This window comes from Pseudoduganella sp. UC29_71 (assembly GCF_042693265.1).
GTDB lineage: Bacteria > Pseudomonadota > Gammaproteobacteria > Burkholderiales > Burkholderiaceae_D > Rugamonas.
The window spans coordinates 285,700-312,307 of sequence record NZ_CP170549.1 but is presented as its reverse complement, the minus strand read 5'-3'; the positions used below and the strand labels follow the sequence as shown (position 1 = coordinate 312,307).

The following is a 26,608-nucleotide window of genomic DNA, read 5'->3' as shown; positions in this document are numbered from 1 at the left end:
CCAGCCATGACCGTAGTTGAATGCCCGACCTGCTCCGCCAAAGTGGAGTGGACCGAAAAGAACAAATACCGCCCCTTCTGTTCCGAACGCTGCAAGCAGATCGACCTGGGCGCCTGGGCCGAGGAAAAATACGCCATCCCGGCCGCGCCGCCGCGCGATCCGCTCGACGAGGAATAAAACGAAAAAATGGGGTCAGGGTTAGTTTTCGCGCGCGCGAAAACTAACCCTGACCCCATTTATTTTTTTTACGGCAGCGCTGCCGGATCGTGGCGGATCTGGTCCAGCCATTCGAGCAGCGGTATCGTGGCCGGCAGCAGCGGCTCGACGCCGACCGTGCCTTGCCACGCGAACGCCTGCCCTTCCAGGCTTTGCGGTTCGCCGTGCCAGTCGCGGCTGATGTAGAAGTGCAGCCGCACGTGGGCGTGCGGGTACACGTATTCCACGCCGCACCATTCCTGCGCGCTGTTCACCGTCAGTCCCAGCTCTTCGACGAACTCCCGTTTCAGCGCTTCCAGCACGGTTTCGCCCGGATCGACTTTGCCGCCGGGGAATTCCCAGTAGCCGTCGTAGGGCTTGCCAGCCGGGCGCTGGCCCAGCAGCACGTCGCCGTTGGGCTTGATCAGGATGCCGACCGCGACATCCACCTTCTTGTCAGTCATTCACTTGCTTTCTTCGGGTAGTTTGCCGGCGTAATCCTTGGCGAACTGCCAGGCCACACGGCCGGAGCGCGAGCCGCGCTGCAGCGCCCAGCGCAGCGCGTCGCCGCGCGCCGCTTCCACTTGCGCCGGCGTGCAGCCGAAGCTGGCCAGCCAGTGCGCGCAGATGTCGAGATAGTCGTCCTGCTTGAAGGCGTAGAAGGACAGCCACAGGCCGAAACGCTCGGACAGCGAAATCTTCTCTTCCACCGTTTCGCCGGGGTGCAGGTCGCCGTCCTCGTCATGCGTGTAGCTCATGTTGTCGGCCATGCGCTCCGGCATCAGGTGGCGCCGGTTGGAGGTGGCGTAGATCAGCACATTGTTCGACTGCGCGGCGATCGAGCCGTCCAGCGCGACTTTGAGCGCCTTGTAGCCGCTCTCGCCCTCTTCGAACGACAGGTCGTCGCAGAAGATGATGAAGCGCTCGGGCCGGCCCGCCACCAGGTCCACGATGTCCGGCAGCTCGGCCAGGTCGGCCTTGTCGACTTCAATCAAGCGCAGCCCATCTTCGGCGAACTGGTTCAAGCATGCCTTGATCAGCGACGATTTGCCGGTGCCGCGCGCGCCGGTGAGCAGCACGTTGTTGGCCGGGCGGCCGGACACGAACTGGCGCGTATTCTGCTCGATGGCGGCTTTTTGCGGGGCGATGTTGTGCAAGTCGTCGAGCGCGATGCTGGACACATGCGCCACCGCCTGCAGGTGGCTCACGCCGCCATGCCGGCGCCGCCAGCGGTAGGCGTAGCCCAGCTTCCAGTCCGGCTCGCGCGGGGCTTGCGGCAGGATAGCCTCCACCCGTTGCAGCAGGGCCTCGGCGCGCACCAGGAACTGTTCGAGGGGCGTCGCCATATCAGGAACGGTAGTCCGCGTTGATGCTGACGTAGTCGTGCGACAGGTCGCAGGTGTACACGGTGGCCTGGGCGTCGCCGCGCGCCAGCTTCACGCGCACGGCGATTTCGCTCTGCTTCATCACGCGCTGGCCGTCTTCTTCCTTGTAGTCCGGATTGCGGCCGCCGTTCTTGGCCACCCACACGTCGTCCAGGTAGAGGTTGAGCTTGCTCACGTCCAGGTCGTCCACGCCGGCGTAGCCGATGGCGGCCAGGATGCGGCCCAGGTTGGGGTCGGAGGCGAAGAAGGCGGTCTTCACCAGCGGCGAGTGGGCAATGGAATAGGCGATCTTGCGGCATTCTTCCATGTTCTTGCCGTCTTCCACCGTGATCGTCATGAACTTGGTGGCGCCTTCGCCGTCGCGGATGATGGCTTGCGCGAGGAAGACGGACAGTTCGGTGACGGCGGCGGCCAGAGCCTTGAATTCGGGCGAGTCGACCGAGTTCACTTCCAGCGTGCCGGCGCCGGTGGCGATCAGCATGAAGGAGTCGTTGGTGGAGGTGTCGCCGTCGATGGTGATGCAGTTGAAGGACTGGTCGGCAGCCTGCTTGACCAGCACGTCCAGCACCGGCTGCGCCACCTTGGCGTCGACGGCCAGGAAGCCCAGCATGGTGGCCATATTGGGCTTGATCATGCCGGCGCCCTTCGAAATGCCGGTCAGCGTGACTTGGTGGCCGGCGATGTCCACCGTGCGCGAGCCGGCTTTCGGCTGGGTGTCGGTGGTCATGATGGCTTCGGCCGCGTTGAACCAGTTGTCGCCGGTCAGGTTGGCGACGGCCGCCGGCAGGCCGGCCACGATGCGGTCCACCGGCAGCGGTTCCAGGATCACGCCGGTGGAGAACGGCAGGATCTGGCCCGCCTCGCAGCCCAGCAGCTCGGCCAGCGCGGAGCAGCTCTGCTGCGCGCGCGCCAGGCCTTCGTCGCCGGTGCCCGCGTTAGCGTTGCCGGTGTTGACCATCAGCGCGCGGATGGGCTGGCCGCCGGCGTTCACCGCCGCCAGGTTGGCCTTCGAGATCTGCACCGGCGCGGCGCAGAAGCGGTTCAAGGTGAACACGCCGGACACGGTGGCGCCCGGCGCCAGGCGCAGCACCAGCAAGTCCTTGCGGTTCGGCTTCTTGATGCCGGCTTCGGCAAAGCCGATCTCGATACCGGCAACCGGCTTCAGATCAGCAGCGACAGGAATGGGGGAATTGACGGCCATGTGGGTTCTCGGGCTAGTGTAAGGGAAGCCGTTATTGTAATACCTACAGCCAGCCCATGCGGTTGACTACTTTCAGTTACATTCCCAACCTGCACTATTTTCCCAGCCGCCGCAAAAGATCGCCTATAAATACGGCAACGATAGCGAAAAGCTCACAAAACATCGCTAAAAAGCGACAAAAATTTAGAGTACTTATTCGGTACAACGATTTCTCAATCATGCCTGAAAGAAATTCATCTAAGGTTAGCGACGCATGCGGTGCCCCGTGCTTGCCGCTTCTTTTGAAAAATAAAGTGATTGGAATCCGTACGATGAAAAAGCAACTTCTAGTAGCATCCGTCCTGGCGGCCTGCGGCGTCATGCAAGCCCAGGCAGGCTCCCTGGACGACGGCAACCTGAGCATCAGCGGCTTCGGCACGCTGGCCGCGGCCAAGAGCGACACCGACACCGCCCAGTTCGCGCGCTACAACCAGGCCACCGGCATCGGCGACAGCCCGCGCCTGGGCCTGGACACCAATCTCGGCCTGCAAGCCACCTACAAAATCAACGACTGGCTGTCCGGCACCGCGCAGGTACTGACCCGCAAGAACACCAGTCCCAGCTTCACCACCGACCTGACCTGGGCCTTCCTGAAGATGAAGGTCAACGACGAGATCAATGTGCGCGTGGGCCGCGTTGTCATCCCGGCCTTCCTGATTTCCGACTACCAGAACGTGGGCTACGCCAACACCATGATGCGTCCGCCGATCGAAGTCTACGGCCAGGACCCGATCGAGAACGTGGACGGCGTGGACGTGAACTACCAGCACGCCTTCGGCGACACCAACTTCACCGCGCAAGCCTTCTTCGGCTCCAGCCGCGGCAAGCTGTTCGTGCCGACCGCCGGCGGTTCGGTGGCCAAGTACCGCGCACCGGCCCAGGGCATCAGCCTGACGGTCGAGCACGGCCCTGTCACCGTGCGCCTGGGCCACGCCCGCGCCGAACTGCACAGCGACAACCTGCTGCCGATTAACAGCCTGGCCGCCACGTTGACGCAAGTGGGCTTCGGCCAGCTGGGCCGCGACCTGGGCATCGTCGAAGGCAAGAAGATGAGCTTCACCGAACTGGGCCTGACGGTGGACTGGAACAACATCGTGATCCAGTCGGAATACGCGCAGCGCCGCGCGCACGACCCGGTCTACATCCCCGAAACCAATTCCTGGTACGCCATGGCCGGCTACCGCTTCGGCAAAGTGCTGCCCTACTTCGCGCACGCCGCCAGCAAGGGCGCGGGCACGTCGATCACCGTGCCGGCCGCGCTGGCCAAGATCCCGGCGCTGAACGCGGCCGTCAACAACCTGCTGATCTCGCCCGAGCAGTCCACCAACCTGGTGGGCGTGCGCTGGGACTTCGCCAAGTCCATGGCGCTGAAGGTGCAGATTGACCGCGTCAAGCCCAAGGTCAAATCGGGCCAGCTGATCTTCGCGCCGGCCACCGGCCAAAAAGACAGCGTGACCGTGGTTGCAGCCGGTCTGGACTTCGTATTCTAAGGTGACTCCATGAAAAAAATAATGACTTCCGCGATCCTGGCCGCCTTCGCCGCGGCCGCCGTACCGGCCTCCGCCGAGACGGTGGTGATCGTCAACAAGGCCAATCCAGCCACGCGCATGTTCTCCGAGCAGGCGTCCCAGTTCTTCCTGGGTAAATCGAATATGTTCACGCCAGTGGACCAGGCCGAAGGCTCGCACATCCGCAACGACTTCTACCAGAAGGTCGCCGAGAAGGACGCGGCTCAGGTCAAGGCCATCTGGTCCAAGCTGGTGTTTACCGGCAAAGCCACGCCGCCCAAGGAATACAAGTCCAACGCCGAGGTGAAGAAGGCGGTGGCGGACGACCCCAAAGCCATCGGCTACATCGACAAGTCGGCCGTGGACGACACCGTCAAGGTGATCCTGACCCTGCCGTAAGCGCTGCCCATGCAGCACGCCCGCCCGCGCAAGCCGGCGGGCGTTTTTACTTCCGCAGCCTGCGGGGCCGCCACGGCACTCCCTTGACGTAGTTGCATGCGGTATATTGCTATCTGCGGGCGGCGGGCGTCCTGGACAGCAAGGAGTGGGTGTGAGTTTATCGCTGCGTGCGAAGTTTCTGTTGCTGAGTGCCATGGTCCAGGCCCTGGTGGTGGCGCTCCTGATCGGCAACAGCCAGCGCGTCATGGACAACGCGGTCGGCAAGAACGCCGAGCGCGTGGCGCATGAATACGCCGTCACGCTCAACCTCACCCTCAGCCCCTACGCCATCCGCGGCCGGCTCAGCGAGCTGAACGACTACTGGACCGAGATGCTGTCCGACCCGCAGGACAGCTTCGTGCGCTACATCGTGGTGCTGGACCAGAACGACGAACCGGTGGCCACCGCCGGCGAGCGCCCGGCCGAGCTGCCCGAGGCGCTGCGCAACGGCACCGCGCCGGTCATGAACGGCGTGCGCACCTGGCAGCTGGGCAGCACGCTGCACGCGCGCGCGCCCATGCTGCTCAAGGATAACCAGATCGGCTCGCTCAACTTCGGCATTTCCACCAGCGAGCTGGACAAGGCACGCGACGAAGTGCTGTTACAGTCCGGCCTGATTTCGCTGGTCGGCCTGGGCTTGGGCGTGCTGCTGTTCTTCGCCTTCACGCAAGGCATAGGGCGGCGCCTGCGCGCCCTCACCGCCCAGGCCGAGCAGATGATGAAAAGCGCCTTCGGCCGCAGCCCGCCGGAGGGCGACGGCGACGAGATCGAAGTGTACGCGCGCTCGCTCACCTCGATGAGCGTGGCGCTGCGCGAACGCGTGCTGCAGCTGGAAGCGTCGCAGCGCCGCCTGTCCGAATCGGAGGCGCGCTTCAAGACCCTGTTCGACATGGCACCGCTGCCGCTCAGCGTGACCGACCGCCATGGCCACATCATCGGCGCCAACCAGGCGCTCACGCGCGCCTTCGGCTACGGCGAGGAACAGCTGATCGGCAAGCGCTCGGACGCCTTCACTTTCTGGGGCGCGCCCGAGGAGCGCGAGCGCATCTGGCAGCTGTACATGCGCAACGGCAGCGTGCATGGCGAAGTGGCCAGCATGGCGCTGCGCGACGGCGGGGCCGGCCAGGTGGCGATCTGGTCGTCCTCGCTGACCCTGGACGGCAAGGACGCCATCATCTGGGCGCTGCTGGATATGACGGCCGAGCTGAAAGCCAAGCAGGAACTGGAGGAACTGAACGCCTCGCTGGAGAGCCGGGTGCGCGAGCGCTCGGCCGAGCTGGAGCGCGCCAATGATGACTTGTCGCACGCGCTGCAAACCCTGCAGCGCACCCAGCACGACCTGATCGCGTCCGAGAAAATGGCTTCGCTCGGTTCGCTGGTGGCCGGCATCGCGCACGAGCTCAACACCCCGATCGGCAACAGCCTGCTGGCCTCGACCGCGCTGGGCGACCGCGTGACGGAATTCGAAGCGATGCTCAGCGGCGGCACGCTGCGCCGCTCCACGCTCAGCGCCTACAACGAGGAAGTGAAGCTGGCTTCGGCCCTGATCTCCAGCTCGCTGAACAAGGCCGCCAACCTGATCGCCTCGTTCAAGCAGATCGCGGTGGACCAGACCAGCGACCAGCGCCGCGTGTTCAAGCTGCAGGCGGTGGTGGAAGACACGGCGGCCACCTATATGCCGCGGCTGCGCCGCGCGCAGTGCGGCGCCACCTTCGACGTGCCGCCCGGCCTGGTGCTGGATTCCTATCCGGGCAGCTGGTACCAGATCTTCAACAACCTGATCAACAACGCGCTGGCGCACGCCTTCGAGGACCACGGCGATTGCGCCATCGGCATCACCGCGCGCGAGCTGGACGGGGCCATGGTGGAAGTGGTGTTCAGCGACAACGGCGCCGGCATGCCCGACGAGGTGCGGCGCCACGTGTTCGATCCCTTCTTCACCACCAAGATGGGGCGCGGCGGCACCGGGCTGGGCATGAACATCGTGTACAACATTGTCACCGGCGTGCTGGGCGGGCGGGTGGCCGTGGAGTCGCAGCCGGGCCAGGGCACGACGGTGCGCATCGTCATTCCGCGCAGCTCGCCGGTGCGGGCATAAAAACCGGAGCCAGGCTCCGGTTTTTAGTTTGGGGTGCAGCTTACTGCAGCTTAGGCCAGCTTGCCGTGGCAAGCCTTGTACTTCTTGCCGCTGCCGCAAGGGCAAGGATCGTTGCGGCCCACGCGCAGGCCGTCGTCCGTGGCCGGCGCAGGCGCTGCCGCCGTCGGCGCCAGCAGTTCTTCCGGCGCCGCGTTCGGATTGAAGTCGGCGTGCTGGTAGTGCACGTTTTCCAGGTGGGTAGCCTGCATCGCTGCCTCGGCCGCGTCGATTTCCTCGCGCGACTGGATGCGCACCGTCATCACGTGGCGCACCACTTCGTTCTTGATCAGGTCCAGCATCTGGCCGAACAGCTCGAACGCCTCGCGCTTGTATTCCTGCTTCGGATTCTTCTGCGCATAGCCGCGCAGGTGGATACCCTGGCGCAGGTGGTCCAGCGCGGCCAGGTGCTCGCGCCAGTGGCTGTCCACGCTTTGCAGCATGACGTTGCGCTCGAAGCCGCCGAACGCCTCCTTGCCCACCATGTCGATCTTGGCCTGGTACACCGCGTCGGCCGCAGCCAGCACCTTCTCCAGCACTTCCTCGTCGTTCAGGCTGGCATCGGACGCCAGCGCGCCCTGCAGGTCCACCTGCACCTGCCATTCGGTGGCCAGCGCCGCTTCCAGGCCCTTGATGTTCCACTGCTCTTCCACCGACTCTTCCGGCACGTATTCGCGCACGATGTCGGTGAACAGGCCGTGGCGCAGCGAGGCGATCATCTCGGAAATGTCGGTCGCTTCCAGCAGTTCGTTACGCTGCTGGTAGATCACCTTGCGCTGGTCGTTGGCAACGTCGTCGTATTCCAGCAGCTGCTTGCGGATGTCGAAGTTGCGCGCCTCGACCTTGCGCTGCGCCGACTCGATGGAACGGGACACGATGCCCGCTTCGATCGGTTCGCCTTCCGGCATCTTCAGGCGGTCCATCACGGCGCGCACGCGGTCGCCCGCGAAGATGCGCAGCAAAGGATCGTCCAGCGACAGGTAGAAGCGCGAGGAACCCGGGTCGCCCTGGCGGGCGGCGCGGCCGCGCAGCTGGTTGTCCACGCGGCGCGATTCATGGCGCTCGGTGCCCACGATGTGCAGGCCGCCGGCGGCCACCACTTGCTCGTGCAGCGCCTGCCAGCCGTCGCGCAGCGCCTGGGCTTGCGCTGCCTTGTCGGCGTCGCTCAGCTCGGCGTTGGCGTCGATGAACTTGATCTGGTTTTCCACGTTACCGCCCAGCACGATGTCGGTACCGCGGCCGGCCATGTTGGTGGCGATGGTGATCGCCTGCGGACGGCCCGCCTGGGCGATGATTTCCGCTTCGCGGGCGTGCTGCTTGGCGTTCAGCACGTTGTGCGGCAGGCCGCCCTTGGTGAGGATGCCCGACAGCAGTTCCGAGTTTTCAATCGAGGTGGTGCCCACCAGGACAGGCTGGCCGCGCTCGTAGCAGTCGCGGATGTCCAGCATCATGGCGTTGTACTTTTCCTGGTTGGTCTTGTAGACCTGGTCCTGCTTGTCCTTGCGCTGCGAAGGACGGTTGGGCGGGATCACCACGGTCTCGAGGCCGTAGATTTCCTGGAATTCGTAGGCTTCGGTGTCGGCGGTACCGGTCATGCCGGCCAGCTTGCCGTACATGCGGAAGTAGTTCTGGAAGGTGATCGAGGCCAGGGTCTGGTTCTCGTTCTGGATCTTCACGCCCTCTTTCGCTTCCACGGCCTGGTGCAGGCCGTCCGACCAGCGGCGGCCCGTCATCAGGCGGCCGGTGAATTCGTCGACGATCACCACTTCATTGTTCTGCACCACGTAGTGCTGGTCCTTGAAGTACAGCGCGTGCGCGCGCAGCGCCGCGTACAGGTGGTGCACCAGGGTGATATTGGCCGAATCGTACAGCGAGGCGCCTTCCGGCAGCAGGCCCATCTGCACCAGGATGCCTTCGGCCTTCTCGTGGCCGGCTTCGGTCAGCAGCACCGAATGCGCCTTCTCGTCCTTGGTGTAATCGCCCGGCACTTCGATCTTGCCCTTGCCGTCCGAGGTTTCCTCGCCGATCTGCTGGGTCAGCATCTTCGGCACTTCGTTGATCTTGTAGTACAGGTCGGTGTGGTTCTCGGCCTGGCCGGAGATGATCAGCGGGGTACGGGCTTCGTCGATCAGGATCGAGTCGACTTCATCGACGATGCCGAAGTTCAGCGCGCGCTGCACGCGGTCGCGCGCCTCGAACACCATATTGTCGCGCAGGTAATCGAAGCCGAATTCGTTGTTGGTGCCGTAGGTGATGTCGGAACCGTAGGCCGCCTGCTTGGCGGCATGTTCCATCTGCGACAGGTTGATGCCGGTGGTCAGGCCCAGCCAGGCGTACAGCTTGCCCATGGTCTCGGCATCGCGCTGCGCCAGGTAATCGTTGACGGTCACGATGTGCACGCCCTTGCCCGACAGTGCGTTCAGATAGGCCGGCAGGGTTGCGGTCAGAGTCTTGCCCTCGCCGGTGCCCATTTCGGCGATTTTACCGAAGTGCAGCACCATGCCGCCGATCAGCTGCACATCGAAGTGGCGCATCTTGAACACGCGCTTGGACGCCTCGCGGCACACGGCAAAGGCTTCCGGCAGCAGCGCGTCGAGCGACTCGCCGTTGGCGATGCGTTCTTTAAAAGCAGGGGTTTTCGCTTGCAGCTCGGCATCCGACAGCTTTTCCATGGCCGGCTCGAGCGCATTGATTTCGCGTACCGTTTTTTGATATTGCTTGAGCAGACGCTGGTTGCGGCTGCCGAAAATCTGGGTCAGTAAGGACATTGGTTAACGCCGTTAAAAAAAGCTATGGTGTAAGGTGCTCAGCTTGCCGGGGGCAAAAGACCGATGATTTTATCACGCCGTCCGGCGAAGATAGGGTTATTGCCCTTTATAACAATAGCCAGGATTGTAACTAATCAGAATTTTTAGCGCCAAACCGCGCGAAGCGCCAAGCGAACTGAGCCGCATTCGGGGTCAGACCCCGAATGCGGCTCAGTTCGCTTGGGCTGGCAGGCGGGCTGTGGTATGTTTCGGCCCATGCGCTTCTTCAATTCCCTCAATCAAGGCCGGACACCCAAGGTGGCCACCGACTTTCTGAAAAGAAATGACAAGATGGCGGCCCTGCTGCCGGCCGTCGAGCGCATGGCCGCGCTGCAAAAGGATTGCGCGGCCACCCTGCCCAGCATGTTCAGCCTGTGCGAAATCCTGGCGTTCGAGGACGGCAATTTGCTGCTGTCCACGCCCAGCTCGGCCGTGGCGGCCAAGCTCAAGCAGCAGTTGCCGAAATTGCAGGACGCGCTGCTGAAACGGGGGTGGCATATTAACAACATCAAGCTGCGCGTGCAGATGATGAAGGCGGCCGAGATCAAGGAACAGATGCGGGCGCTGACCCTGCCGCCCACGGCCGTCACCGCCTTCGAGGAATTGAGCAAGTCGCTGGAGCAGAGCAAGCAGAACGACAGCCTGATCCAGGCGCTGCAGTTGCTGGTGCAGCGCCGCCGCGACCGGCCGGATTACTGATTACTGATTCAGGTCCCACTCGTGCGTCATCTGGCGCACGTAGGATTCCGGCGCCGATTCCACCGTGTCGTAGGTCACGATTTCATACGCTTGCGGGTCCGCCAGCAAGGCGCGCAGCAGCTGGTTGTTCAGCGCGTGGCCGGACTTGTGCGCCTCGTAGCTGGCCACCAGCGGGTGGCCGACCAGGAACAGGTCGCCGATCGCGTCCAGAATCTTGTGGCGCACGAACTCGTCGTCATAGCGCAGGCCGTCCGCGTTCAGGATGCGGTACTCGTCCATCACGATGGCGTTTTCCAGCGAGCCGCCGCGCGCCAGGCCTATGCCGCGCAGCATTTCCACGTCCTGCATGAAGCCGAAAGTGCGCGCGCGGGCAATCGCCTGCACATAGGTGACGTCGCCGAAGTCGATGGTGGCGCGCTGCGCCGTGCCGTCCACCGCCGGGTGGTTGAATTCGATGAAGAAGTCCAGCTTGAAGCCGTCGTGCGGCACCAGGCGCGCCCATTTCTCGTTGCCGGGCTTGCCCTCGCGCACCTCCACCGGCTTGAGCACGCGGATGAATTTCTTGGCCGCGTCCTGCTCCTGCACGCCGGCCTGCTGCAGCAGGTAGACGAAGGACGAGGCGGAGCCGTCCATGATGGGGATTTCTTCGGCGCTCACGTCCACGTAAAGATTGTCGATGCCCAGGCCGGCGCAGGCCGACATCAGGTGCTCGACGGTGGAGATGCGGATGTCGCCCTTGCTCAGCACGGTGGCCATGCGGGTATCGGTGACCGCCATGGCGCTGGCCGGGAACTCCACCGGCGGCTCCTGGTCCACGCGGCGGAACACCACGCCCACGCCGGGCGCGGCCGGACGCAAGGTGAGCACCACCTTGGTGCCCGAGTGCAGGCCCACGCCGGTGGTGCAGACTTTTTCTTTGATCGTACGTTGTTTTAACATCTGCAAATTATATCGGACTTGCCCGCCCGCCGCCGAAGCAGCCTGAGCCGCATTCGGGGCCAGGCGGGAACGCCAATCCGCGAATGCGGCTCAGGCCGTTCGTCAGGGGTGTTCGGCCTCGGCGTGCACCGCTTCGCGCCGCACCAGGTAGATGCCGCTGCCGATGATGATGGCCGCGCCCAGCAGGGTGTAGGCGTCCGGCAGCGTGTTCCACAGCAGCCAGTCGATCGCCACGCCCCAGGCCAGCGCCGAGTATTCGAACGGCGCCACGATGGAGGCCTTGCCCAGGCTGAAGGCAACCGTGATGGCCAGCTGCCCGAAGAAGCCGCTCAGCGCCAGGCCGCCGATGATGAGCCAGTCCTCGGCACGGATCGCGACCCAGTCCTGCCAGCACAGGGCCACCGAGCCGGTGCCCATCATCACCAGCAGCCAGAACATGATGTGCTCGCTGGCGTCGCTGCGGCTCAGGATGCGGCTGGCAATGGCGGACACGGCGTAGCAGGCGGCCGAGCCGAGCACGGCCAGTCCTGCCAGCGAAATGAAGTTGGTGCCGTCCGGCCGCAGCACCACCAGCACGCCGGCCAGGCCGACCACGATGGCGGCCCACTGCATCGCGTCCACGCGCTCTTTCAGGACGAACACCGACAGCGCCGTGATCAGCGCGGGGGCGATGAAGAAGATGGAATAAGTGTCGGCCAGCGGCAGGCTGCGCAGCGCGTACGCAAACATGGTGAGCATGCCGATGCCGAGCACGCCGCGCAGCAGTTGCAGCGGCCAGCGCACCTTGTGCACGCCGCCGAACTTGCCCCGGTAGGCCAGGTAGGCGCACACCAGCGGCAGCGAGGACAGCGAGCGCAGCGCGGTCACCTGCATGGCGGGATAGTGGGCGGACAGCAGTTTCATGGCCGTGTCCATCAGGGCGAACATGGCGACGGCGATCAGCATGGCGTAGATGCTGCGCAGGTTTTCGGCTTGCGGTGTCAGAGGTGCTCCTTGCGCGTGGCGTGATGCGGGAGCGATCCATTATAGCAACTGTTGCGTTTACACACAGTGCGCGCCGCGCAAGGACTTTATTCGCTGCGGCCACCCGCGAGTGTGACAAAGCGAGTGTTTTGGCGGGCTGGCGGGGCGGTATCATGGCAAGCATCCCCTCCACCAAGGAAACAAATGCCGTTCTGCCAGCAATGCGGCTCCCAGGCCTCGTCCACCGCACACTTCTGCTTCAACTGTGGCGCCGACGTCGCGGCCACGGCGCTTGCGCTGCCGGGCTTGTCGCCGGGCTGGCGCAGCATCTTCGCGGCGCTGCATAAAGGCGGCGGCGTGGCGCTGCCGCAATCGATCGAGCTGAGCCTGGCGGAGCGGGCCATGGTGCTGTTCAATCCCTGGGCGTTCGCATTCGGGCCGTTCTACTACATTGCCAAGGGCATGGCGCGCAAGGCGCTGACCCTGTGCGGGCTGGCGGCGCTGCTGGTGAGCGCGGTGCAGCTGCTGTTCGGCGCGCTCGGCCTGCACAGCCTGATGGCGTCGGCGCTGGTGTGCTTCATCCCTTCCGCGCTGTTTGCCACGCGCGCCAATATCGACTACTTCAAGAAGATGGTGCTGGACGACGACGGCTGGCTGTAGCCGGCGTCAGGCAGCGGCGGCGCTGCGGCGGTAGGCGCCGGGGCCGACGCCGTAGCTGCGCTTGAAAATACGGTTGAACGCGGCTTCGGACTGGTAGCCCACCTGCTCGGCAATCTGCCCCACCGGCGCATGCCCTTGCGCCAGCAGGCGCGCGGCCCTGGCCATGCGCGTTTGCGTCAGCACGGCTGCGGGCGTGCCGCCGGCGGCCTTCTGGAAGACGCGCGCGAAGGTGGCGCGCGACATGTGGCACAGGCCGGCCAACTCTTCCAGCGTCCACGGTTTCGCAGGCTCGGCCAGCATGGCTTGCAGCGCCGCCTGCAGGCGCGGCTCGGCCAGCAGCGCGAACAGGCCCGGCATGCTTGCCGCCTGTTCCAGCCAGGCCCGCAGCAACAGCGCAAACAACGCCGACGCCAGCTGCGACACCACGGCGCCGGCGCCCGGACGCGCCGTTTCGGTCTCGGCGCGCAGCATGGCGATCAGCGCCTGCAGTCCGGCGAAGTCGGCGCGCCCTGCCGTGCGTACGTGGATCAGCTCGGGCAGCGCCGCCAGCAAGGCATTGCGCGAGCCGGAATGCCCGGCGGCGCCGAATTCCAGCCGTCCGCACAGGATGTCGGTGACGGCACCCCCCGCCGCCGTTTTCAAACACCCGCAGCACCTCGGTCCCGTTGGCGGCGCGCGGCACCGGCGGCAGCGGCTGCGCCTCGCCGGTATGCAGCCGGTGCGGCGCGCCGTGCGGGAACAGCACGATGTCGCCCGCCTGCACCGCAACACGCTGCTGCCCGTCCATGTCCAGCCAGCCGCCGCCGTTGACGATCAGGTGGTATGGCGCTACCCCGGCCGCCTCGGCCGGATGGTCGAGCACCCAGGGCGCGCCGAAATGGCAGCGAATGTCCAGCGCTGTCTGGACCGGGTGCAGCGCCAGCAAACGGCTCAAGGCATCCATGATTTTCCTCAATGAGACGATTGAGCAAATTTTAGCGCATTTCAAGCATTAAAAGATTCACTCAACAGGCCTAAACTTCTTTCCATGCCGACACACAAACGAAATCGGCCCCCCACTGAAAAGGAAATGATCATGAGCCGTCTGCACACCGTCGCCACCGCCGAAGCCACCGGCCACGCCGCCCAACTGTTCACCGCCATCAAAGGCGCCATCGGCATGGTGCCGAACGCCTACGTGGCGGTTGGCAGCAACAGCCCGCTGGCACTGGAAGCCGCCCTCAACCTGGACGGCGCGCTGAAAAAATCCAGCCTGAGCGCCAGGGAAATCGAGACCGTGAAATTGGCCATCAGCGAAGACGCCGGCTGTGACTACTGCCTGGCCGCGCACACGCTGATGGGCGGCAAAGCCGGCCTGAGCCGCCCCGCCATCCTGGCCGTGCGCAAAGGCGAGCCATCCGGCGACGCGCGCACCGACGCCCTGGCCACCTTTGCCCACACGCTGGCCACCAGCAGCGGCACCGTGCCGGCCGACGTGGTCGCGGCAGTGCAAGCAGCCGGCTACACCGACGCGCAAATCGTCGACACGCTGCTCGCCATCGCCAGCATCACCTTCACCAACCTGGTGAACCGCGTCAACGACACGGTGCTGGACTTCCCTGCGGCGGACTAAGCGCGCAACACGGTCATGCCGTCCGATATCGGCTGGTTCTAAACACGCTGGCGGCGCGTTTACCACGCGCGCCGCAAGCGCGGTATATTACCGCCATGATTACGCCTACCGACACTCCACTGTTCATCGTCAAAGAATCGCCCATCCACGGCCGCGGCGTGTTCGCGCGCGTGGACATTCCGCCCGGCACCCGCATCATCGAATACACGGGCGAGCGCATCAGCAGCGACGAATCGGCGCGCCGCGCGGAAGCGGGCGGCGGCCCCATCAACCATACCTTCTTCTTCAGCCTGGAAGACGGCAAGCTGATCGACGGTGGCAGCGGCGGCAACGAGGCGCGCTTCATCAACCACGCCTGCGAACCCAACTGCGAAGCCTACGAGGAAGACGGCCGCGTGTTCATCTACTCGCTGCACCAGATCGAGGCCGGCGACGAGCTCAACTACAATTACGCGCTGATCTACGAAGCGCGCCACACGCCCGCCGTCAAGCGCGCCTTCGCCTGCTACTGCGGCGCGCCCTCCTGCACCGGCGTCATGCTCGCGCCCAAGCGCCGCAGCCGCAAGCCGGCAAAAAGCGCCGCGTAAACGCGAAAACGGCGCCGTGGGCGCCGTTTTGCTGTGCTGCTATGCTGCAGAAAGGGCTGTGCTTACAGCTGGCCCAGCAGGGTTTCGGCGTTCGACACTTCGAACTTGCCGCCCTGTTCCACGTTGAGCTGCTTGACCACGCCGTCTTCCACCAGCATGGAGTAGCGCTGCGAGCGGGTGCCCATGCCGAACTTGCTGAAGTCGGCGTCCAGGCCCAGGGCCTTGGAGTACGCGGCGTTGCCGTCGGCCATCATGCGCACGGTGCCGGTGGCTTTCTGGTCGCGGCCCCAGGCGCCCATGACGAAGGCGTCGTTCACGCTGATGCACCAGATCTCATCCACGCCCTTGGCTTTCAGCTCGGCGGCGTGCTTGACGTAGCCCGGCACGTGCTGTGCCGAGCAGGTTGGGGTGTAGGCGCCTGGCAGGCCGAAGATCGCGATCTTCTTGCCCTTTACCAGGTCTTCGACTTTGAAGGTGTTCGGGCCGAGCGAGCAGCCTTCGGTTTCGGTTTCGATGAATTCGGACAGGGTGCCTTCCGGCAGTTTGTCGCCAATCTTGATGGTCATGTCTTGACTCCTTTTGTAGGGTTGAAAAAAAGCCGCGCACAGCGCGGCATGCCTCTGGCACGAACTAGCAGTATGCCAGAGGTTAAGGGGAAGCGTCGGACGCCGGCTTAGTCGGCTTGCTTGCGCAGGAAGGCCGGGATGTCGTAGGTTTCCATGCCCGACTTCTGCAGCGCGTTGACCTGCTCGGAAGCCGATTCGCGGCGCCATACAGCCGGGGCCTTCATGCCATCGAACGCTTGCGCGCCGCCGCCCGAAATGCCGCCGCCCACGCCGCCCATCGTCACCGACGAGGTCACGGCGCCGCCGCCCAGCGCTGCCTGGGGCGCGTTGTGGGTGCCGGTGCGCAGCATCGGCTGCTGTACCAGCTGCACATGCTTCTTGGCTTTGCCCAGGCCGGTGGCCACCACGGTCACGCGGATCGAATCGCCCATCTCGTCGTCATAGGCGATGCCCTGCGCGATCGACGCGTCCGGCGCGGCGAAGGCGCGCACGGCGGCCATGACTTCCTTGATTTCTTTACCCTTCAGGCCGCGCGAGGCGGTCACGTTGACGAGCACGCCGCGCGCGCCGGACAGGTCCACGCCGTCCAGCAGCGGCGACGCCACGGCCTGCTCGGCGGCGATGCGCGCGCGGTCCACGCCGGCGGCGGTGGCCGTGCCCATCATGGCCTTGCCCTGCTCGCCCATGATGGTCTTCACGTCGTTGAAGTCAACGTTGATGTGGCCCGGCACGTTGATGATCTCGGCAATGCCGGCCACCGCGTTGTTGAGCACATCGTCGGCGTGCTGCCAGCCACTCGATCAGCGATTCATCTTCGTAGATCTCTTCCAGCTTCTCGTTCAGGATCACGATCAGCGAGTCGACGTTCTGGCTCAGCTGCTCCAGGCCCTCGTCGGCGATGTCCATGCACTTCTGGCCTTCGTGCGAGAACGGCTTGGACACCACCGCCACGGTCAGCGCGCCCAGCGCCTTGGCCACTTCGGCCACGATGGGGGCGGCGCCAGTGCCGGTGCCGCCGCCCATGCCGGCGGCGATGAACACCATGTGCGCGCCGCGCAGCGCATCTTCAATGCGCGCGCGCGATTCTTCGGCCAGCTTGCGGCCGACGTCCGGTTTCATGCCCGCGCCCAGGCCGGTCTCGCCGATCTGGATGATGTTGCCGGCCTTCGATGCCGACAGCGCCTGCGCATCGGTATTGGCGGCGATGAATTCCACGCCGCTCATGCCCTTGTTGATCATGTGCTGAACTGCATTGCCACCTGCTCCGCCGACGCCGACGACCTTGATGACGGTGCCCAAAGCTGCGTTATCGACCATATCAAACTCCATGATGTGCTCCTATCAGAATGCCGTTTTCAATCGCCAGTCCTCATATCGTTAGGAGAGCTGGGGATTGAAAACTGCGGTTTCAATTAAAAATATATTTCAGACTTCACGCCGCAAACCACATACTTCAGAAATTACCGAGGAACCATTCCTTCATGCGCTGCCATACTGCCTTCACCGATCCATCCTGCCGCGTAACGATATGGCCGCGCAGGTACTGCTTTTTCGCTTCCAACAACAGGCCCAGCACGGTGGCGTAGCGCGGTGAGCGCACCACGTCGGCCAGCTGGCCCCGATAGTCCGGCGTGCCCATGCGCGCCGGCTTGAGGAAGATGTCTTCCGCCATTTCCACCATGCCCGGCATGATGGAGGTGCCGCCGGTGAGCACGATGCCCGACGACAGCACGCCTTCGTAGCCCGATTCGCGCACCACCTGGTGCACCATGGCGAACAGCTCTTCCACGCGCGGCTCGATCACGGCCGCCAGCGCCTGGCGCGACAGGTTGCGCGGGCCGCGGTCGCCCAGGCCCGGCACTTCCAGGTGCTCGCCCGGATCGGCCAGCACCTGCTTGGCCACGCCGTAGCGGATCTTGATTTCTTCCGCCTCCGAGGTCGGCGTGCGCAGCGCCATGGCGATGTCGTTGGTGATCTGGTCGCCGGCGATCGGGATCACCGCCGTGTGGCGGATGGCGCCGTCCGAGAACACCGCCACGTCGGTGGTGCCGCCGCCGATGTCGATCAGCACCACGCCCAGTTCCTTCTCGTCCGGCGTGAGCACCGCATCGGCCGACGCCATCGGCTGCAGGATAAGGTCCGACACTTCCAGGCCGCAGCGGCGCACGCACTTGACGATGTTCTGCACCGCGCTCACCGCGCCGGTGACGATGTGCACCTTCACTTCCAGGCGGATGCCGCTCATGCCGATCGGCTCGCGCACGTCTTCCTGGCTGTCGACGATGAATTCCTGCGGCACCGTGTGCAGCAGCTGCTGGTCGGTCGGGATGTTCACCGCCTTGGCCGTTTCGATGACGCGCGCCACGTCGGTGGCCGTCACTTCCTTGTCCTTGATGGCCACCATGCCGCTCGAATTGAAGGAGCGGATATGGCTGCCCGCGATGCCGGCGTAGACGTTGCGGATCTTGCAGTCGGCCATCAGCTCGGCTTCTTCCAGCGCGCGCTGGATGGACTCGACGGTCGCTTCGATGTTGACCACCACGCCCTTCTTCAAGCCCTTCGATTCGTGCTGGCCCAGCCCGATCACTTCGTGGCGTCCATCGCCCATCACCTCGGCCACCACGGCCACCACCTTGGAGGTGCCGATGTCGAGGCCAACGATCAGGTTTTTCGCGTCTTTTGTCATCTGTTTTGCCTGCTTTACTTGGTTTTCTTAACTTCGGGCGGAATCTTCATACCCGTTGCGCTCAGCGCCAATCCGTTCTGGTACCGCATGTCTATCGTTTCGATGTTCTGCACCCGGCTCGCCAGCTGCGGCCAGATGCCCACCAGCCGGTCCACGCGCTCCTTCAGCATGGACCGGGACTGCTCGCGCCCCAGCTCCACGCTCATGCCGTTGTCGAGCTTCACCTTCCACGCGTAGCGGCTCGACAGGTCCAGCGCCTGCGGCAGCAGCTGCGCCGGCGCAAACCACGCCTTCAGTTCGCCAAAGCGCGACAGCACTTCCTTCTCGCTGCCTTCCGGTCCCGAGAAGGCGGGCAGTTCATGGTCTTCCTCCGCCTCGGCCAGGTTGGCGGTAAACACGTCGCCCTTGGTCGACAGCAGGCGGCCGTCCTCGCCCCAGGTGCCGAGCGCCTCATGCTCTTCCAGCGCCACCACCAGCTGGTCCGGCCATTCGCGGCGCACCGTGGCGCGCCGCACCCAAGGCACGGACTCGAAGGCCTGGCGCACCGAATCCAGGTTGGTGGTGAAGAAATTGCCCCGGATGCGGCCGGCCGTGCCGGCTTGCAGCGTCAGGTGGTTCACATGGCGCAGGTCGGCCTGGTCCATCGTCTCCACGCGGATGGCGCGCAGGTTGAACATCGGCCGCTGCGACACCCACCACACCGCGGAAGCCGCGCAAGCCAGCGCCACCGCGGCAAAAATGCCGCTGGCGGTTGCGTTCAAGGCTTTCGCGTCTTGCCACATGCTGCTTATCCCTTCATCTTCAGTCGTGCGCTGCGCAGGATTTCCACACACAGCTGTTCATAGCTGATGCCTTCCGCGCGCGCCGCCATCGGCACCAGCGAATGGCTGGTCATGCCCGGCGAGGTGTTCACCTCCAGCAGGAAAGGCTTGTTGTCGGCCACGCGCAGCAGCACGTCCACGCGGCCCCAGCCCTCGCAGCCCAGCGAACGGTAAGCCTGCACGGCGATGCGCTGCATTTCAGCAGTGATCGCCGCGTCCAGTACCGCCGGGCAGAAATACTGGGTATCGTCGGTGAAGTATTTGTTCTGGTAGTCGTAGTTGCCCTGCGGCGCGACGATCTCAACGACGGGCAGCGCGCGCGCGTTGACACCGGTGCCCAGCACGGCCACGGTAAATTCGCGGCCGGTGACGAATTCCTCGGCCAGCACCGAGTCGTCCAGCGCGGCGGCGATGTCGTAGGCGGCCTGGAACGCATCCGCCTGCTCCACCTTGGTGATGCCGATGGTCGAGCCTTCATGCGGCGGCTTGACGATCAGCGGCAGGCCCAGATCGGCCGCCACTTTGCCCAGGTCCGAGTGCGCGTTCAGCACCGCGTATTTCGGGGTCGGCAGGTTTTCGGCCAGCCACAGGATCTTGGTGGTGATCTTGTCCATGCCCACCGAGCTGGCCATCACGCCGCTGCCGGTGTAAGGAATGCCCAGCAGTTCCAGCGCGCCCTGCAGGCTGCCGTCCTCGCCGAAGCGGCCGTGCAGCGCGATGAACACGCGGTCGAACTTTTCAGCGGCCAGCTCGGCCAGCGAGCGCTGGCCCGGGTCGAAGGCGTGGGCATCGATGCCCTGGCTTTGCAGCGCCGCCAGCACGCCGCTGCCGGACATGATGGACACGTCGCGTTCGGCGGAGCGTCCGCCGAACAGCACGCCCACTTTGCCGAAGGCTTGCGCTTCTTGCGCGGAGAGGAATGGAGTTGCGTTCACTTCTTCAGGCCTTAACGTAAGTAGTCAGTTTTGCAGGGACGCCGTTGATCGAGCCTGCGCCCATGGTGAGCACGACGTCGCCGTCGCGCACCACGTTCATGATGGTTTCCGGCATGTCGGCGATGTGCTCCACGAACACCGGCTCGACCTTGCCGCGCGCACGGATCGCGTGCGCCAGGGAGCGGCCGTCCGCCGCCACGATGGGCTGTTCGCCGGCCGCGTACACGTCGGCCAGCACCAGCACGTCCACGGAGCTGAGCACGCGGGCGAAGTCCTCGAACAGGTCGCGCGTGCGGCTGTAGCGGTGCGGCTGGAAGGCCAGCACCAGGCGGCGGCCCGGATACGCGGCGCGCGCGGCGGCCAGGGTCACTTCCGTTTCAACCGGGTGGTGGCCGAAGTCGTCCACCAGCGCAAAAGTGCCGGCCCCCGTGCCGGCCCCGGTGCCGGCCCCCGCGCCGCCGGCTGGGATCGCCACCTCGCCGTAGCGGGTGAAGCGGCGGCCCACGCCGGCGAAGCCCGCCAGGCCGGCTTGCGTGTCGGCGTCGGCGATGCCGATCTCGCGCGCGATGGCCACCGCCGAGCAGGCGTTCAGCACGTTGTGCATGCCGGGCTGGTTCAGCACCACGTCCAGGTCCGGATAGCCTTCCTGCAGCACGGTGAAATGCATCTGCACGCCGACGGCGCGCGCGTTCACGGCGCGCACTTCGGCGTCCTCGTGGAAGCCGTAGGTGGTGATCGGCTTGGTCACGTGCGGAATGATGCTGCGCACATGCTCGTCGTCGATGCACAGCATGGCGCGGCCGTAGAACGGCAGGCGGTGCGTGAAGTGGACGAAGGCCTGCTTCAGCTTTTCGAAGTCGTGCTCATACGTTTCCATATGGTCGGCGTCGATATTGGTGATCACTTCGATCATCGGCGTCAGATTCAGGAAGGACGCGTCCGACTCGTCCGCTTCCGCCACCAGGTAGTCGCCCGTGCCCAGCTTGGCGTTGGCGCCGGCGGCGGTCAGGCGGCCGCCGATGACGAAGGTCGGGTCCAGGCCGCCCTGCGCCAGCACCGACGCCACCAGGCTGGTGGTGGTGGTCTTGCCGTGTGTGCCGGCGATGGCGATGCCGCGCTTCAGGCGCATCAGCTCACCCAGCATCACCGCGCGCGGCACGATGGGGATCTTGCGCGCGCGCGCCGCCACCACTTCCGGATTGTCCGCCTTGACGGCGGTCGATGTGACTACCGCGTCGGCATTGCCGATGTGGGTTTCCGCGTGGCCCTGGTGCACCGTGGCGCCCATGTCGGTCAGGCGCTGCGTGACGGCGTTGGCGCCCAGGTCCGAGCCGGACACGTTGTAGCCCAGCGTGAGCAGCACTTCGGCGATGCCGCTCATGCCGCTGCCGCCAATGCCGACGAAGTGAATGTTTTTGACTTTATGCTTCATGATTTCGGTTCCACAATCTGTTCCAGTACTTGCGCGATCGCCTCGTTGGCATCGCGTTTGCCCGCCTTGCGGGCCGCCATGGCCATGGTCTGGCAGGCGCCGCGCGTGAGCGTCTCCAGCAGGGTTGCCAGGCTGCGCGGATTCATTTCCGCCTGCGGCATATGGATGGCGGCGTTCTGCCTGGCCATCCACTGCGCGTTGTCGCGCTGGTGGCTGGTGGTCGATGCCACCAGCGGCACCAGCACGCTTGCCACGCCGGCCGCCGTCAGTTCGGACACGGTGATGGCGCCTGCGCGGCAGATCACAAGATCCGCCTCGGCATAGGCGCGCGCCATGTCGTCGATGAAGTCGACCACGTTGGCCTGCACGCCCGCTTCGGCGTAGGCCGTGCGCAGCGCGTCGATATTCTTCTTGCCCGACTGGTGCGTCACTACCGGGCGCTGCGCATCCGGGATCAGCGCCAGCGCGGCGGGCAGGTTGTCGTTCAGGGCTTTCGCGCCCAGGCTGCCGCCCACCACCAGCACGCGCAGCACGCCGTCGCGGCCCGCGAAACGCTGCTCGGGCGCGGCCATGTCCAGGATTTCCTGGCGCACCGGGTTGCCGGTGACGACGGCCTTGCTGGCCGCCGCGCCGAAGTCGGCGGGGAAGCCGAAGCACACGCGCTCGGCGAACGGCGCCAGCGTTTTGTTCGACAGCAGCAGCGCCGCGTCGGCATTCACCAGCACCGTGGGCACGCCGCGCAGGCGCGCCATCAGGCCGCCCGGCACGGTCACGTAGCCGCCCATGCCCAGCACCGCGTCCGGCTTGCGCTGGCCGAGGAAGCGGAAGCAGTCGGCGAAGGCGGCCAGCATCTTCAGTGCGCCACCCAGGCCGTGCCTGATGCCCTTGCCGCGCATGCCGGAAAACTTGACGGCGTCGATGGCGATGCCGTGTTTGGGCACCAGCTCCTGCTCCATGCCGTGGCTGGTGCCCAGCCAGCTTACTTCCCAGCCGCGCGCGCGCATGGTCTGCGCGATCGCCAGGCCGGGGAAAATGTGGCCGCCGGTGCCGGCTGCCATGATCATCAGTCGTTTCATATTCTGCCGCCGCGCATCAGGACCCGGTTCTCGTAGTCGATCCGGAGCAGGATCGCGAGTCCGACGCAATTAATCACAATGCCGGTGCCGCCATAGCTCATCAGCGGCAGGGTCAGGCCCTTGGTCGGCAGCAGGCCAAGGTTCACGCCCATGTTGATGAAGGTCTGCACGCCGATCCAGATGCCGATGCCCTTGGCCGTGAGGCCGGCAAAGGTCTGGTCGATGGCGATGGCCTGGCGGCCAATGTCGAAGGCGCGCTTGACCACCCAGTAGAACATGGCCACCACGCACAGCACGCCGGCCAGGCCCAGCTCCTCGCCGATCACCGCCAGCAGGAAGTCGGTATGCGCCTCGGGCAGGTAGTGCAGCTTTTCCAGGCTGCCGCCCAGGCCCACGCCAACCAGCTCGCCGCGCCCGAAAGCGATCAGCGAGTGCGTCAGCTGGTAAGCCTTGTTCAATGCGTTGTCCTCTTCCCACGGATTGAGGTAGGCGAAGAAGCGGTCGCGCCGGAACTTCGACAATGCGATGATGGACACGAAAATCGTCACCAGCATGGCCCCGATGCCGCCGAACCAGATGGCGTTGATCCCGCCCAGGAACAGGATGCCCATGGCGATGCAGACGATGACGCCGAAGGCGCCCAGGTCCGGTTCCAGCAGCAGCAGCAGGCCGACGAAGCTCACCGCCAGCGCCATCGGCATGAAGCCCTTGGTCAGCTTGTGCATGTATTCCTGCTTGCGCACGGTGTAGTCGGCCGCGTACAGCACGATCACCACCTTCATCAGTTCCGACGGCTGGAAGTTGAACACCTTGAGCGAAATCCAGCGCTTGCCGCCGTTTACGGTCACGCCCAGGCCGGGCAGGAACACCGCCATCAGCAGCACCAGCGTGCCGATGAACAGATAGGGCGCGCTGCGCTGCCACACCGCCACCGGGATGCGGAAAGTCATCAGGCCTATCAGCACCGCGACGGTGATGAAGATGGCCTGGCGCACCAGGAAGTAGTTGTTCTTGTAGGCGGCGTACTTGGGCGAATCGGGCAGCGCGATGGAAGCCGAATACACCATCACCATCCCCAGCAGCATCAGGATCAGCACCACCCACACCAGCAGCTGGTCGTACTCCATCATCTTCGACGGGCGCGCGCGGCTGTCGATGGCCTTGGAGCCCGAGGATGAAGAGAAGCGGAGTGGCAGCTGGAAGGCCATGGATCAGAGCTCCTGTCCGGCGTCGAGCGCGATCTCGCGCACGGTGTCGATGAACACCTGCGCGCGGTGCGCGTAGTTCTTGAACATGTCCAGGCTGGCGCAGGCCGGCGACAGCAGCACGGCGTCGCCCGGTTTGGCCAGCTTGGCGGCCAGGCGCACGGCGGACGGCAGGTCGGTGCCGCAGTCGGCCAGGTCCACGCCCGCAGCGGTGACGCCGCCCCGCTCCAGCGCGGCGCGCAAGGCCGGCGCGTCGCGGCCGATCAGCAGCACCGAGCGCACGTAGCGCGACACGGGTTCGGCCAATGGGTCGAATTCCTGGCCCTTGCCGTCGCCGCCGGCGATCAGCAGCAGGCGCTGATTGGCGCCGGTGAAGCTCTTGCCCAGGCCGTTCAGCGCGGCCACGGTGGCGCCCACGTTGGTGCCCTTGCTGTCGTCGTAGTATTCGACCTCGTTGATGGAGGCCACCAGTTCCACGCGGTGCGGCTCGCCGCGATACTCGCGCAGGCCGTGCAGCAGCGGCGCAAACGGCAGGCCGATGGCGCGGCACAGGGCCAGCGCGGCCAGCGCGTTGGAGGCGTTGTGCAGGCCGCGGATCTGCAGCGCGTCCGACGGCATCAGGTTCTTCACGGTGGTCGGCACCGGTTCGGGTGCCGGGTCGTTCTTCTTGCGCTTCTTCGGCGGCTCGGCATCCTCGTCCGGCACCGAGGTGGCCAGCCAGTAGATGCCGCGCTCGTTGTGCAGGCCGAAGCTGCCCGCTTCCTGCGGCTCGCCGGTGCCGAAACTCACGTTCTCGCCGACCGGGTTCGCCATGCGCATCACGGTGGCGTCGTCGCGGTTCAGCACGCGCACGGTGTGGGCGCCGAAGATGCGCGCCTTGTCGGCGGCATACGCGTCCATCGAACCGTGCCAGTCCAGGTGGTCCTGGGTGACGTTCAAGACGGTGGCGGCGTCGGCCTGCAGGCTGAAGGTGGTGTGCAGCTGGAAGCTGGACAGCTCCAGCACCCAAATTTGAGGCAGCTGCGGTGCCAGCGCGTCGGCATCAAGAACGTCGCGCAGCACGTCCAGCGCGGCCGGGCTGATATTGCCGGCCACGCGCACGCTGAAGCCGGCGCGCTGGCACAGCTGGCCGGTCAGGCTGGTGACGGTGGTCTTGCCGTTGGTGCCGGTAATGGCGATGACCTTGGGCGCGTAGCCGCGTTCTTCCTTCAGCGACGCCAGCGCCTGCGCGAACAGCTCGATCTCGCCCCACACGGGGATGCTCACGGCGGCAGCGGCCCGCATCAGGTCCGCCACGTCGCCCTGCGGCGCCAGGCCGGGGCTGATGGCGACGAAATCGGTGTCGTACAGCAGCGCGATGTCGAGGCGGCCGCCGATGAATTCGGCGTCCGGCGCAGCGGCCTTCAGCGCGGCCAGGCGGTCCGCCACGGCACTTTCGTCGCGCGTGTCGGCCACGCGCACGCGTGCGCCGCCGCGGGCCAGCCATAGCGCCATCGCCAGGCCGGATTCGCCCAGCCCGAGTACCAGTGCCCGTTTGCCTTCGTAGCTCATCAGCGCAGTTTCAACGTGGAGAGGCCAACCAATACCAGCATCATCGTCACGATCCAGAAGCGGACGACGACCTGGGTCTCTTTCCAGCCCTTTTGTTCAAAGTGGTGGTGCAATGGCGCCATCAGGAACACGCGGCGGCCGGTGCCGTAGCGCTTCTTGGTGTACTTGAACCAGCCCACCTGGATGATGACGGACACGGTTTCGGCCACGAAGATGCCGCCCATGATGAACAGGACGATTTCCTGGCGCACGATGACGGCGATGGTGCCGAGCGCGCCGCCCAGCGCCAGCGCGCCGACGTCGCCCATGAACACTTGCGCGGGATGGGTGTTATACCAGAGGAAGGCCAGGCCCGCCCCCGCCATGGCGCCGCAGAAGATGATCAGCTCACCGGCGCCGGGAATGTGCGGGATGAACAGGTATTTGGAATAGACGGTGCTGCCGGTCAGGTAGGCGAACAGGCCGAGCGCCGAACCGACCATCACGGTCGGCATGATGGCCAGGCCATCGAGGCCGTCGGTGAAGTTCACGGCGTTGCTGGTGCCGACGATGACGCAGTAGGTCAGCGCGATAAAGCCCCATACGCCCAGCGGGTAGCTGATGGTCTTGAAGAACGGGACGATCAGGTCGGCCTTGGGCGGCAGGTCCATGGAAAAGCCGGACTGCACCCAGGCGAAGAACAGCTCGAACACCTTGGCCGGCGTGGGCGCGGACACCGAGAACGCCAGGTACAGGGCGGCGCCGATGCCCACCAGCGACTGCCAGAAGTACTTCTCGGCCGAGCGCATGCCTTCCGGGTCCTGGCGCACCACCTTGCGGTAGTCGTCCACCCAGCCCACTGCGCCGAAGCCCAGCGTGACGACCATGACGGGCCAGATCAGGCGGTTGGACCAGTCGCACCACAGCAGCGTGGACACGCCCACGGCGATCAGCAGCAGCACGCCGCCCATGGTGGGGGTGCCGTGCTTTTTCAGGTGGGTTTGCGGACCGTCGGTGCGCACGGCCTGGCCGTACTTCATGGCGGTCAGCTTGCGGATCACGGACGGGCCGGCCCACAGGCCGATCACCAGCGCCGTGATGGTGGCAAACACCGCGCGCGCGGTGATGAAGTTGAATACGCGCAGGGGACCGAAGTCGTCCTGGTACATCTGTGCGAGCCAAAGCAGCAT

24 protein-coding genes and 2 pseudogenes are annotated in these 26,608 nt (G+C 65.3%); 8 read left to right on the top strand and 18 right to left on the bottom strand.

The genetic code is table 11. The annotated features are described in order from the left end of the window. Window positions 1–6 precede the first annotated feature (6 nt). The gene (gene yacG / locus ACFJI2_RS01425; protein ID WP_107876108.1) at window positions 7–177 is read left to right on the top strand and encodes a DNA gyrase inhibitor YacG; all 171 of its coding nucleotides are present in this window, start codon (window positions 7–9) and stop codon (window positions 175–177) included. 68 nt (window positions 178–245) lie between these two features. Here yacG and mutT read toward each other — a convergent pair whose 3' ends face one another. The 3 genes from mutT to argJ are packed head-to-tail and all read right to left on the bottom strand — an operon-like array spanning window position 246 to window position 2,781. Continuing rightward, the gene (mutT, locus tag ACFJI2_RS01420; protein WP_377703431.1) at window positions 246–659 is read right to left on the bottom strand and encodes an 8-oxo-dGTP diphosphatase MutT; all 414 of its coding nucleotides are present in this window, start codon (window positions 657–659) and stop codon (window positions 246–248) included. Then, a complete protein-coding gene (locus ACFJI2_RS01415; RefSeq protein WP_377703430.1) occupies window positions 660–1,541 on the bottom strand; it encodes an ATP-binding protein in 882 nt (293 codons plus the stop codon). It abuts the gene before it with no gap. A 1-nt stretch (window position 1,542) separates the two neighbouring features. Next, window positions 1,543–2,781, bottom strand: a complete 1,239-nt coding sequence (gene argJ, locus ACFJI2_RS01410; RefSeq protein WP_377703429.1) for a bifunctional glutamate N-acetyltransferase/amino-acid acetyltransferase ArgJ — start codon at window positions 2,779–2,781, stop codon at window positions 1,543–1,545. 311 nt (window positions 2,782–3,092) lie between these two features. Here argJ and ACFJI2_RS01405 point away from each other — a divergent pair, with 311 nt between their 5' ends. The 3 genes from ACFJI2_RS01405 (at window position 3,093) to ACFJI2_RS01395 (ending at window position 6,864) form a co-directional block, all read left to right on the top strand. Next, window positions 3,093–4,310, top strand: coding sequence for a porin (locus ACFJI2_RS01405; RefSeq protein WP_377703428.1), 1,218 nt, complete (start codon window positions 3,093–3,095; stop codon window positions 4,308–4,310). Between the two features lie 21 nt (window positions 4,311–4,331). Next, complete coding sequence (locus tag ACFJI2_RS01400) at window positions 4,332–4,727, top strand: hypothetical protein (RefSeq protein ID WP_377703426.1); 396 nt, start codon at window positions 4,332–4,334, stop codon at window positions 4,725–4,727. 193 nt (window positions 4,728–4,920) lie between these two features. Further along, window positions 4,921–6,864 (top strand): ATP-binding protein, encoded by a 1,944-nt coding sequence (locus ACFJI2_RS01395; protein ID WP_377703425.1) that lies wholly within the window; start codon window positions 4,921–4,923, stop codon window positions 6,862–6,864. A 50-nt stretch (window positions 6,865–6,914) separates the two neighbouring features. Here ACFJI2_RS01395 and secA read toward each other — a convergent pair whose 3' ends face one another. Next, complete coding sequence (gene secA / locus ACFJI2_RS01390) at window positions 6,915–9,668, bottom strand: preprotein translocase subunit SecA (protein WP_377703423.1); 2,754 nt, start codon at window positions 9,666–9,668, stop codon at window positions 6,915–6,917. Between the two features lie 297 nt (window positions 9,669–9,965). Here secA and ACFJI2_RS01385 point away from each other — a divergent pair, with 297 nt between their 5' ends. Beyond that, window positions 9,966–10,406: a DciA family protein gene (locus tag ACFJI2_RS01385; RefSeq protein ID WP_377703422.1), complete on the top strand. Its 441-nt coding sequence runs from the start codon at window positions 9,966–9,968 to the stop codon at window positions 10,404–10,406. On the opposite strand, the gene lpxC is transcribed toward ACFJI2_RS01385, so the two are convergent. Further along, window positions 10,407–11,345 carry a UDP-3-O-acyl-N-acetylglucosamine deacetylase gene (gene lpxC / locus ACFJI2_RS01380; protein ID WP_132136585.1) on the bottom strand — a complete coding sequence of 313 codons (939 nt, stop codon included), beginning with the start codon at window positions 11,343–11,345 and terminating at the stop codon, window positions 10,407–10,409. 102 nt (window positions 11,346–11,447) lie between these two features. Then, a complete protein-coding gene (locus tag ACFJI2_RS01375) occupies window positions 11,448–12,290 on the bottom strand; it encodes a DMT family transporter (protein WP_377703421.1) in 843 nt (280 codons plus the stop codon). Between the two features lie 222 nt (window positions 12,291–12,512). Here ACFJI2_RS01375 and ACFJI2_RS01370 point away from each other — a divergent pair, with 222 nt between their 5' ends. Continuing rightward, entirely contained in the window at window positions 12,513–12,968 is a 456-nt protein-coding gene (locus ACFJI2_RS01370) for a DUF2628 domain-containing protein (protein ID WP_377703420.1), read from the top strand. A gap of 6 nt (window positions 12,969–12,974) precedes the next feature. Here ACFJI2_RS01370 and ACFJI2_RS01365 read toward each other — a convergent pair whose 3' ends face one another. Continuing rightward, entirely contained in the window at window positions 12,975–13,211 is a 237-nt protein-coding gene (locus tag ACFJI2_RS01365; RefSeq protein ID WP_377705779.1) for a helix-turn-helix transcriptional regulator, read from the bottom strand. 186 nt (window positions 13,212–13,397) lie between these two features. Then, window positions 13,398–13,911 (bottom strand): annotated as a pseudogene (locus ACFJI2_RS01360) (cupin domain-containing protein); the annotation flags it as partial. A gap of 132 nt (window positions 13,912–14,043) precedes the next feature. Here ACFJI2_RS01360 and ACFJI2_RS01355 point away from each other — a divergent pair. Both ACFJI2_RS01355 and ACFJI2_RS01350 read left to right on the top strand, forming a co-directional pair. Beyond that, window positions 14,044–14,580 (top strand): carboxymuconolactone decarboxylase family protein, encoded by a 537-nt coding sequence (locus ACFJI2_RS01355; RefSeq protein WP_377703419.1) that lies wholly within the window; start codon window positions 14,044–14,046, stop codon window positions 14,578–14,580. A gap of 95 nt (window positions 14,581–14,675) precedes the next feature. Then, entirely contained in the window at window positions 14,676–15,167 is a 492-nt protein-coding gene (locus ACFJI2_RS01350) for an SET domain-containing protein (RefSeq protein ID WP_377703418.1), read from the top strand. A 62-nt stretch (window positions 15,168–15,229) separates the two neighbouring features. On the opposite strand, the gene ACFJI2_RS01345 is transcribed toward ACFJI2_RS01350, so the two are convergent. From ACFJI2_RS01345 to mraY, 10 genes and pseudogenes are all read right to left on the bottom strand, one after another. Beyond that, window positions 15,230–15,733, bottom strand: coding sequence for a peroxiredoxin (locus ACFJI2_RS01345; protein WP_107876078.1), 504 nt, complete (start codon window positions 15,731–15,733; stop codon window positions 15,230–15,232). A gap of 107 nt (window positions 15,734–15,840) precedes the next feature. Next, a pseudogene (gene ftsZ, locus ACFJI2_RS01340) lies at window positions 15,841–17,062 on the bottom strand (cell division protein FtsZ). A 124-nt stretch (window positions 17,063–17,186) separates the two neighbouring features. Continuing rightward, a complete protein-coding gene (gene ftsA, locus ACFJI2_RS01335) occupies window positions 17,187–18,419 on the bottom strand; it encodes a cell division protein FtsA (protein ID WP_056398831.1) in 1,233 nt (410 codons plus the stop codon). 14 nt (window positions 18,420–18,433) lie between these two features. Beyond that, window positions 18,434–19,201 carry a cell division protein FtsQ/DivIB gene (locus ACFJI2_RS01330; protein WP_377703417.1) on the bottom strand — a complete coding sequence of 256 codons (768 nt, stop codon included), beginning with the start codon at window positions 19,199–19,201 and terminating at the stop codon, window positions 18,434–18,436. A 5-nt stretch (window positions 19,202–19,206) separates the two neighbouring features. Further along, window positions 19,207–20,175: a D-alanine--D-alanine ligase gene (locus tag ACFJI2_RS01325; protein ID WP_377703416.1), complete on the bottom strand. Its 969-nt coding sequence runs from the start codon at window positions 20,173–20,175 to the stop codon at window positions 19,207–19,209. A gap of 4 nt (window positions 20,176–20,179) precedes the next feature. Next, entirely contained in the window at window positions 20,180–21,607 is a 1,428-nt protein-coding gene (gene murC, locus ACFJI2_RS01320) for a UDP-N-acetylmuramate--L-alanine ligase (protein ID WP_377703415.1), read from the bottom strand. Then, window positions 21,604–22,683 carry an undecaprenyldiphospho-muramoylpentapeptide beta-N-acetylglucosaminyltransferase gene (gene murG, locus ACFJI2_RS01315; protein ID WP_377703414.1) on the bottom strand — a complete coding sequence of 360 codons (1,080 nt, stop codon included), beginning with the start codon at window positions 22,681–22,683 and terminating at the stop codon, window positions 21,604–21,606. The genes murC and murG overlap by 4 nt, the downstream gene beginning before the upstream one ends. Beyond that, complete coding sequence (ftsW, locus tag ACFJI2_RS01310; protein WP_377703413.1) at window positions 22,680–23,891, bottom strand: putative lipid II flippase FtsW; 1,212 nt, start codon at window positions 23,889–23,891, stop codon at window positions 22,680–22,682. Before ftsW ends, murG begins: the two co-directional genes overlap by 4 nt. 3 nt (window positions 23,892–23,894) lie before the next feature. Further along, entirely contained in the window at window positions 23,895–25,439 is a 1,545-nt protein-coding gene (gene murD, locus ACFJI2_RS01305) for a UDP-N-acetylmuramoyl-L-alanine--D-glutamate ligase (protein WP_377703412.1), read from the bottom strand. Continuing rightward, complete coding sequence (gene mraY / locus ACFJI2_RS01300; RefSeq protein WP_107876061.1) at window positions 25,439–26,608, bottom strand: phospho-N-acetylmuramoyl-pentapeptide-transferase; 1,170 nt, start codon at window positions 26,606–26,608, stop codon at window positions 25,439–25,441. Before mraY ends, murD begins: the two co-directional genes overlap by 1 nt.

What these genes read in the sequence shown, in the direction of transcription:
- murC (WP_377703415.1), bottom strand. Translation starts at nt 21,607, where the DNA reads ATGAAGCATAAAGTCAAAAACATTCACTTCGTCGGCATTGGCGGCAGC.
- mraY (WP_107876061.1), bottom strand. Translation starts at nt 26,608, where the DNA reads ATGCTGCTTTGGCTCGCACAGATGTACCAGGACGACTTCGGTCCCCTG.
- ACFJI2_RS01395 (WP_377703425.1), top strand. Translation starts at nt 4,921, where the DNA reads ATGGTCCAGGCCCTGGTGGTGGCGCTCCTGATCGGCAACAGCCAGCGC.
- yacG (WP_107876108.1), top strand. Translation starts at nt 7, where the DNA reads ATGACCGTAGTTGAATGCCCGACCTGCTCCGCCAAAGTGGAGTGGACC.
- ftsW (WP_377703413.1), bottom strand. Translation starts at nt 23,891, where the DNA reads ATGGCCTTCCAGCTGCCACTCCGCTTCTCTTCATCCTCGGGCTCCAAG.
- ftsA (WP_056398831.1), bottom strand. Translation starts at nt 18,419, where the DNA reads ATGACAAAAGACGCGAAAAACCTGATCGTTGGCCTCGACATCGGCACC.
- ACFJI2_RS01345 (WP_107876078.1), bottom strand. Translation starts at nt 15,733, where the DNA reads ATGACCATCAAGATTGGCGACAAACTGCCGGAAGGCACCCTGTCCGAA.
- secA (WP_377703423.1), bottom strand. Translation starts at nt 9,668, where the DNA reads ATGTCCTTACTGACCCAGATTTTCGGCAGCCGCAACCAGCGTCTGCTC.
- mutT (WP_377703431.1), bottom strand. Translation starts at nt 659, where the DNA reads ATGACTGACAAGAAGGTGGATGTCGCGGTCGGCATCCTGATCAAGCCC.
- argJ (WP_377703429.1), bottom strand. Translation starts at nt 2,781, where the DNA reads ATGGCCGTCAATTCCCCCATTCCTGTCGCTGCTGATCTGAAGCCGGTT.
- ACFJI2_RS01375 (WP_377703421.1), bottom strand. Translation starts at nt 12,290, where the DNA reads ATGCTGATCGCCGTCGCCATGTTCGCCCTGATGGACACGGCCATGAAA.
- ACFJI2_RS01415 (WP_377703430.1), bottom strand. Translation starts at nt 1,541, where the DNA reads ATGGCGACGCCCCTCGAACAGTTCCTGGTGCGCGCCGAGGCCCTGCTG.
- ACFJI2_RS01370 (WP_377703420.1), top strand. Translation starts at nt 12,513, where the DNA reads ATGCCGTTCTGCCAGCAATGCGGCTCCCAGGCCTCGTCCACCGCACAC.
- lpxC (WP_132136585.1), bottom strand. Translation starts at nt 11,345, where the DNA reads ATGTTAAAACAACGTACGATCAAAGAAAAAGTCTGCACCACCGGCGTG.
- ACFJI2_RS01365 (WP_377705779.1), bottom strand. Translation starts at nt 13,211, where the DNA reads ATGTCGCGCGCCACCTTCGCGCGCGTCTTCCAGAAGGCCGCCGGCGGC.
- ACFJI2_RS01350 (WP_377703418.1), top strand. Translation starts at nt 14,676, where the DNA reads ATGATTACGCCTACCGACACTCCACTGTTCATCGTCAAAGAATCGCCC.
- ACFJI2_RS01405 (WP_377703428.1), top strand. Translation starts at nt 3,093, where the DNA reads ATGAAAAAGCAACTTCTAGTAGCATCCGTCCTGGCGGCCTGCGGCGTC.
- murG (WP_377703414.1), bottom strand. Translation starts at nt 22,683, where the DNA reads ATGAAACGACTGATGATCATGGCAGCCGGCACCGGCGGCCACATTTTC.
- ACFJI2_RS01400 (WP_377703426.1), top strand. Translation starts at nt 4,332, where the DNA reads ATGACTTCCGCGATCCTGGCCGCCTTCGCCGCGGCCGCCGTACCGGCC.
- ACFJI2_RS01330 (WP_377703417.1), bottom strand. Translation starts at nt 19,201, where the DNA reads ATGTGGCAAGACGCGAAAGCCTTGAACGCAACCGCCAGCGGCATTTTT.
- murD (WP_377703412.1), bottom strand. Translation starts at nt 25,439, where the DNA reads ATGAGCTACGAAGGCAAACGGGCACTGGTACTCGGGCTGGGCGAATCC.
- ACFJI2_RS01355 (WP_377703419.1), top strand. Translation starts at nt 14,044, where the DNA reads ATGAGCCGTCTGCACACCGTCGCCACCGCCGAAGCCACCGGCCACGCC.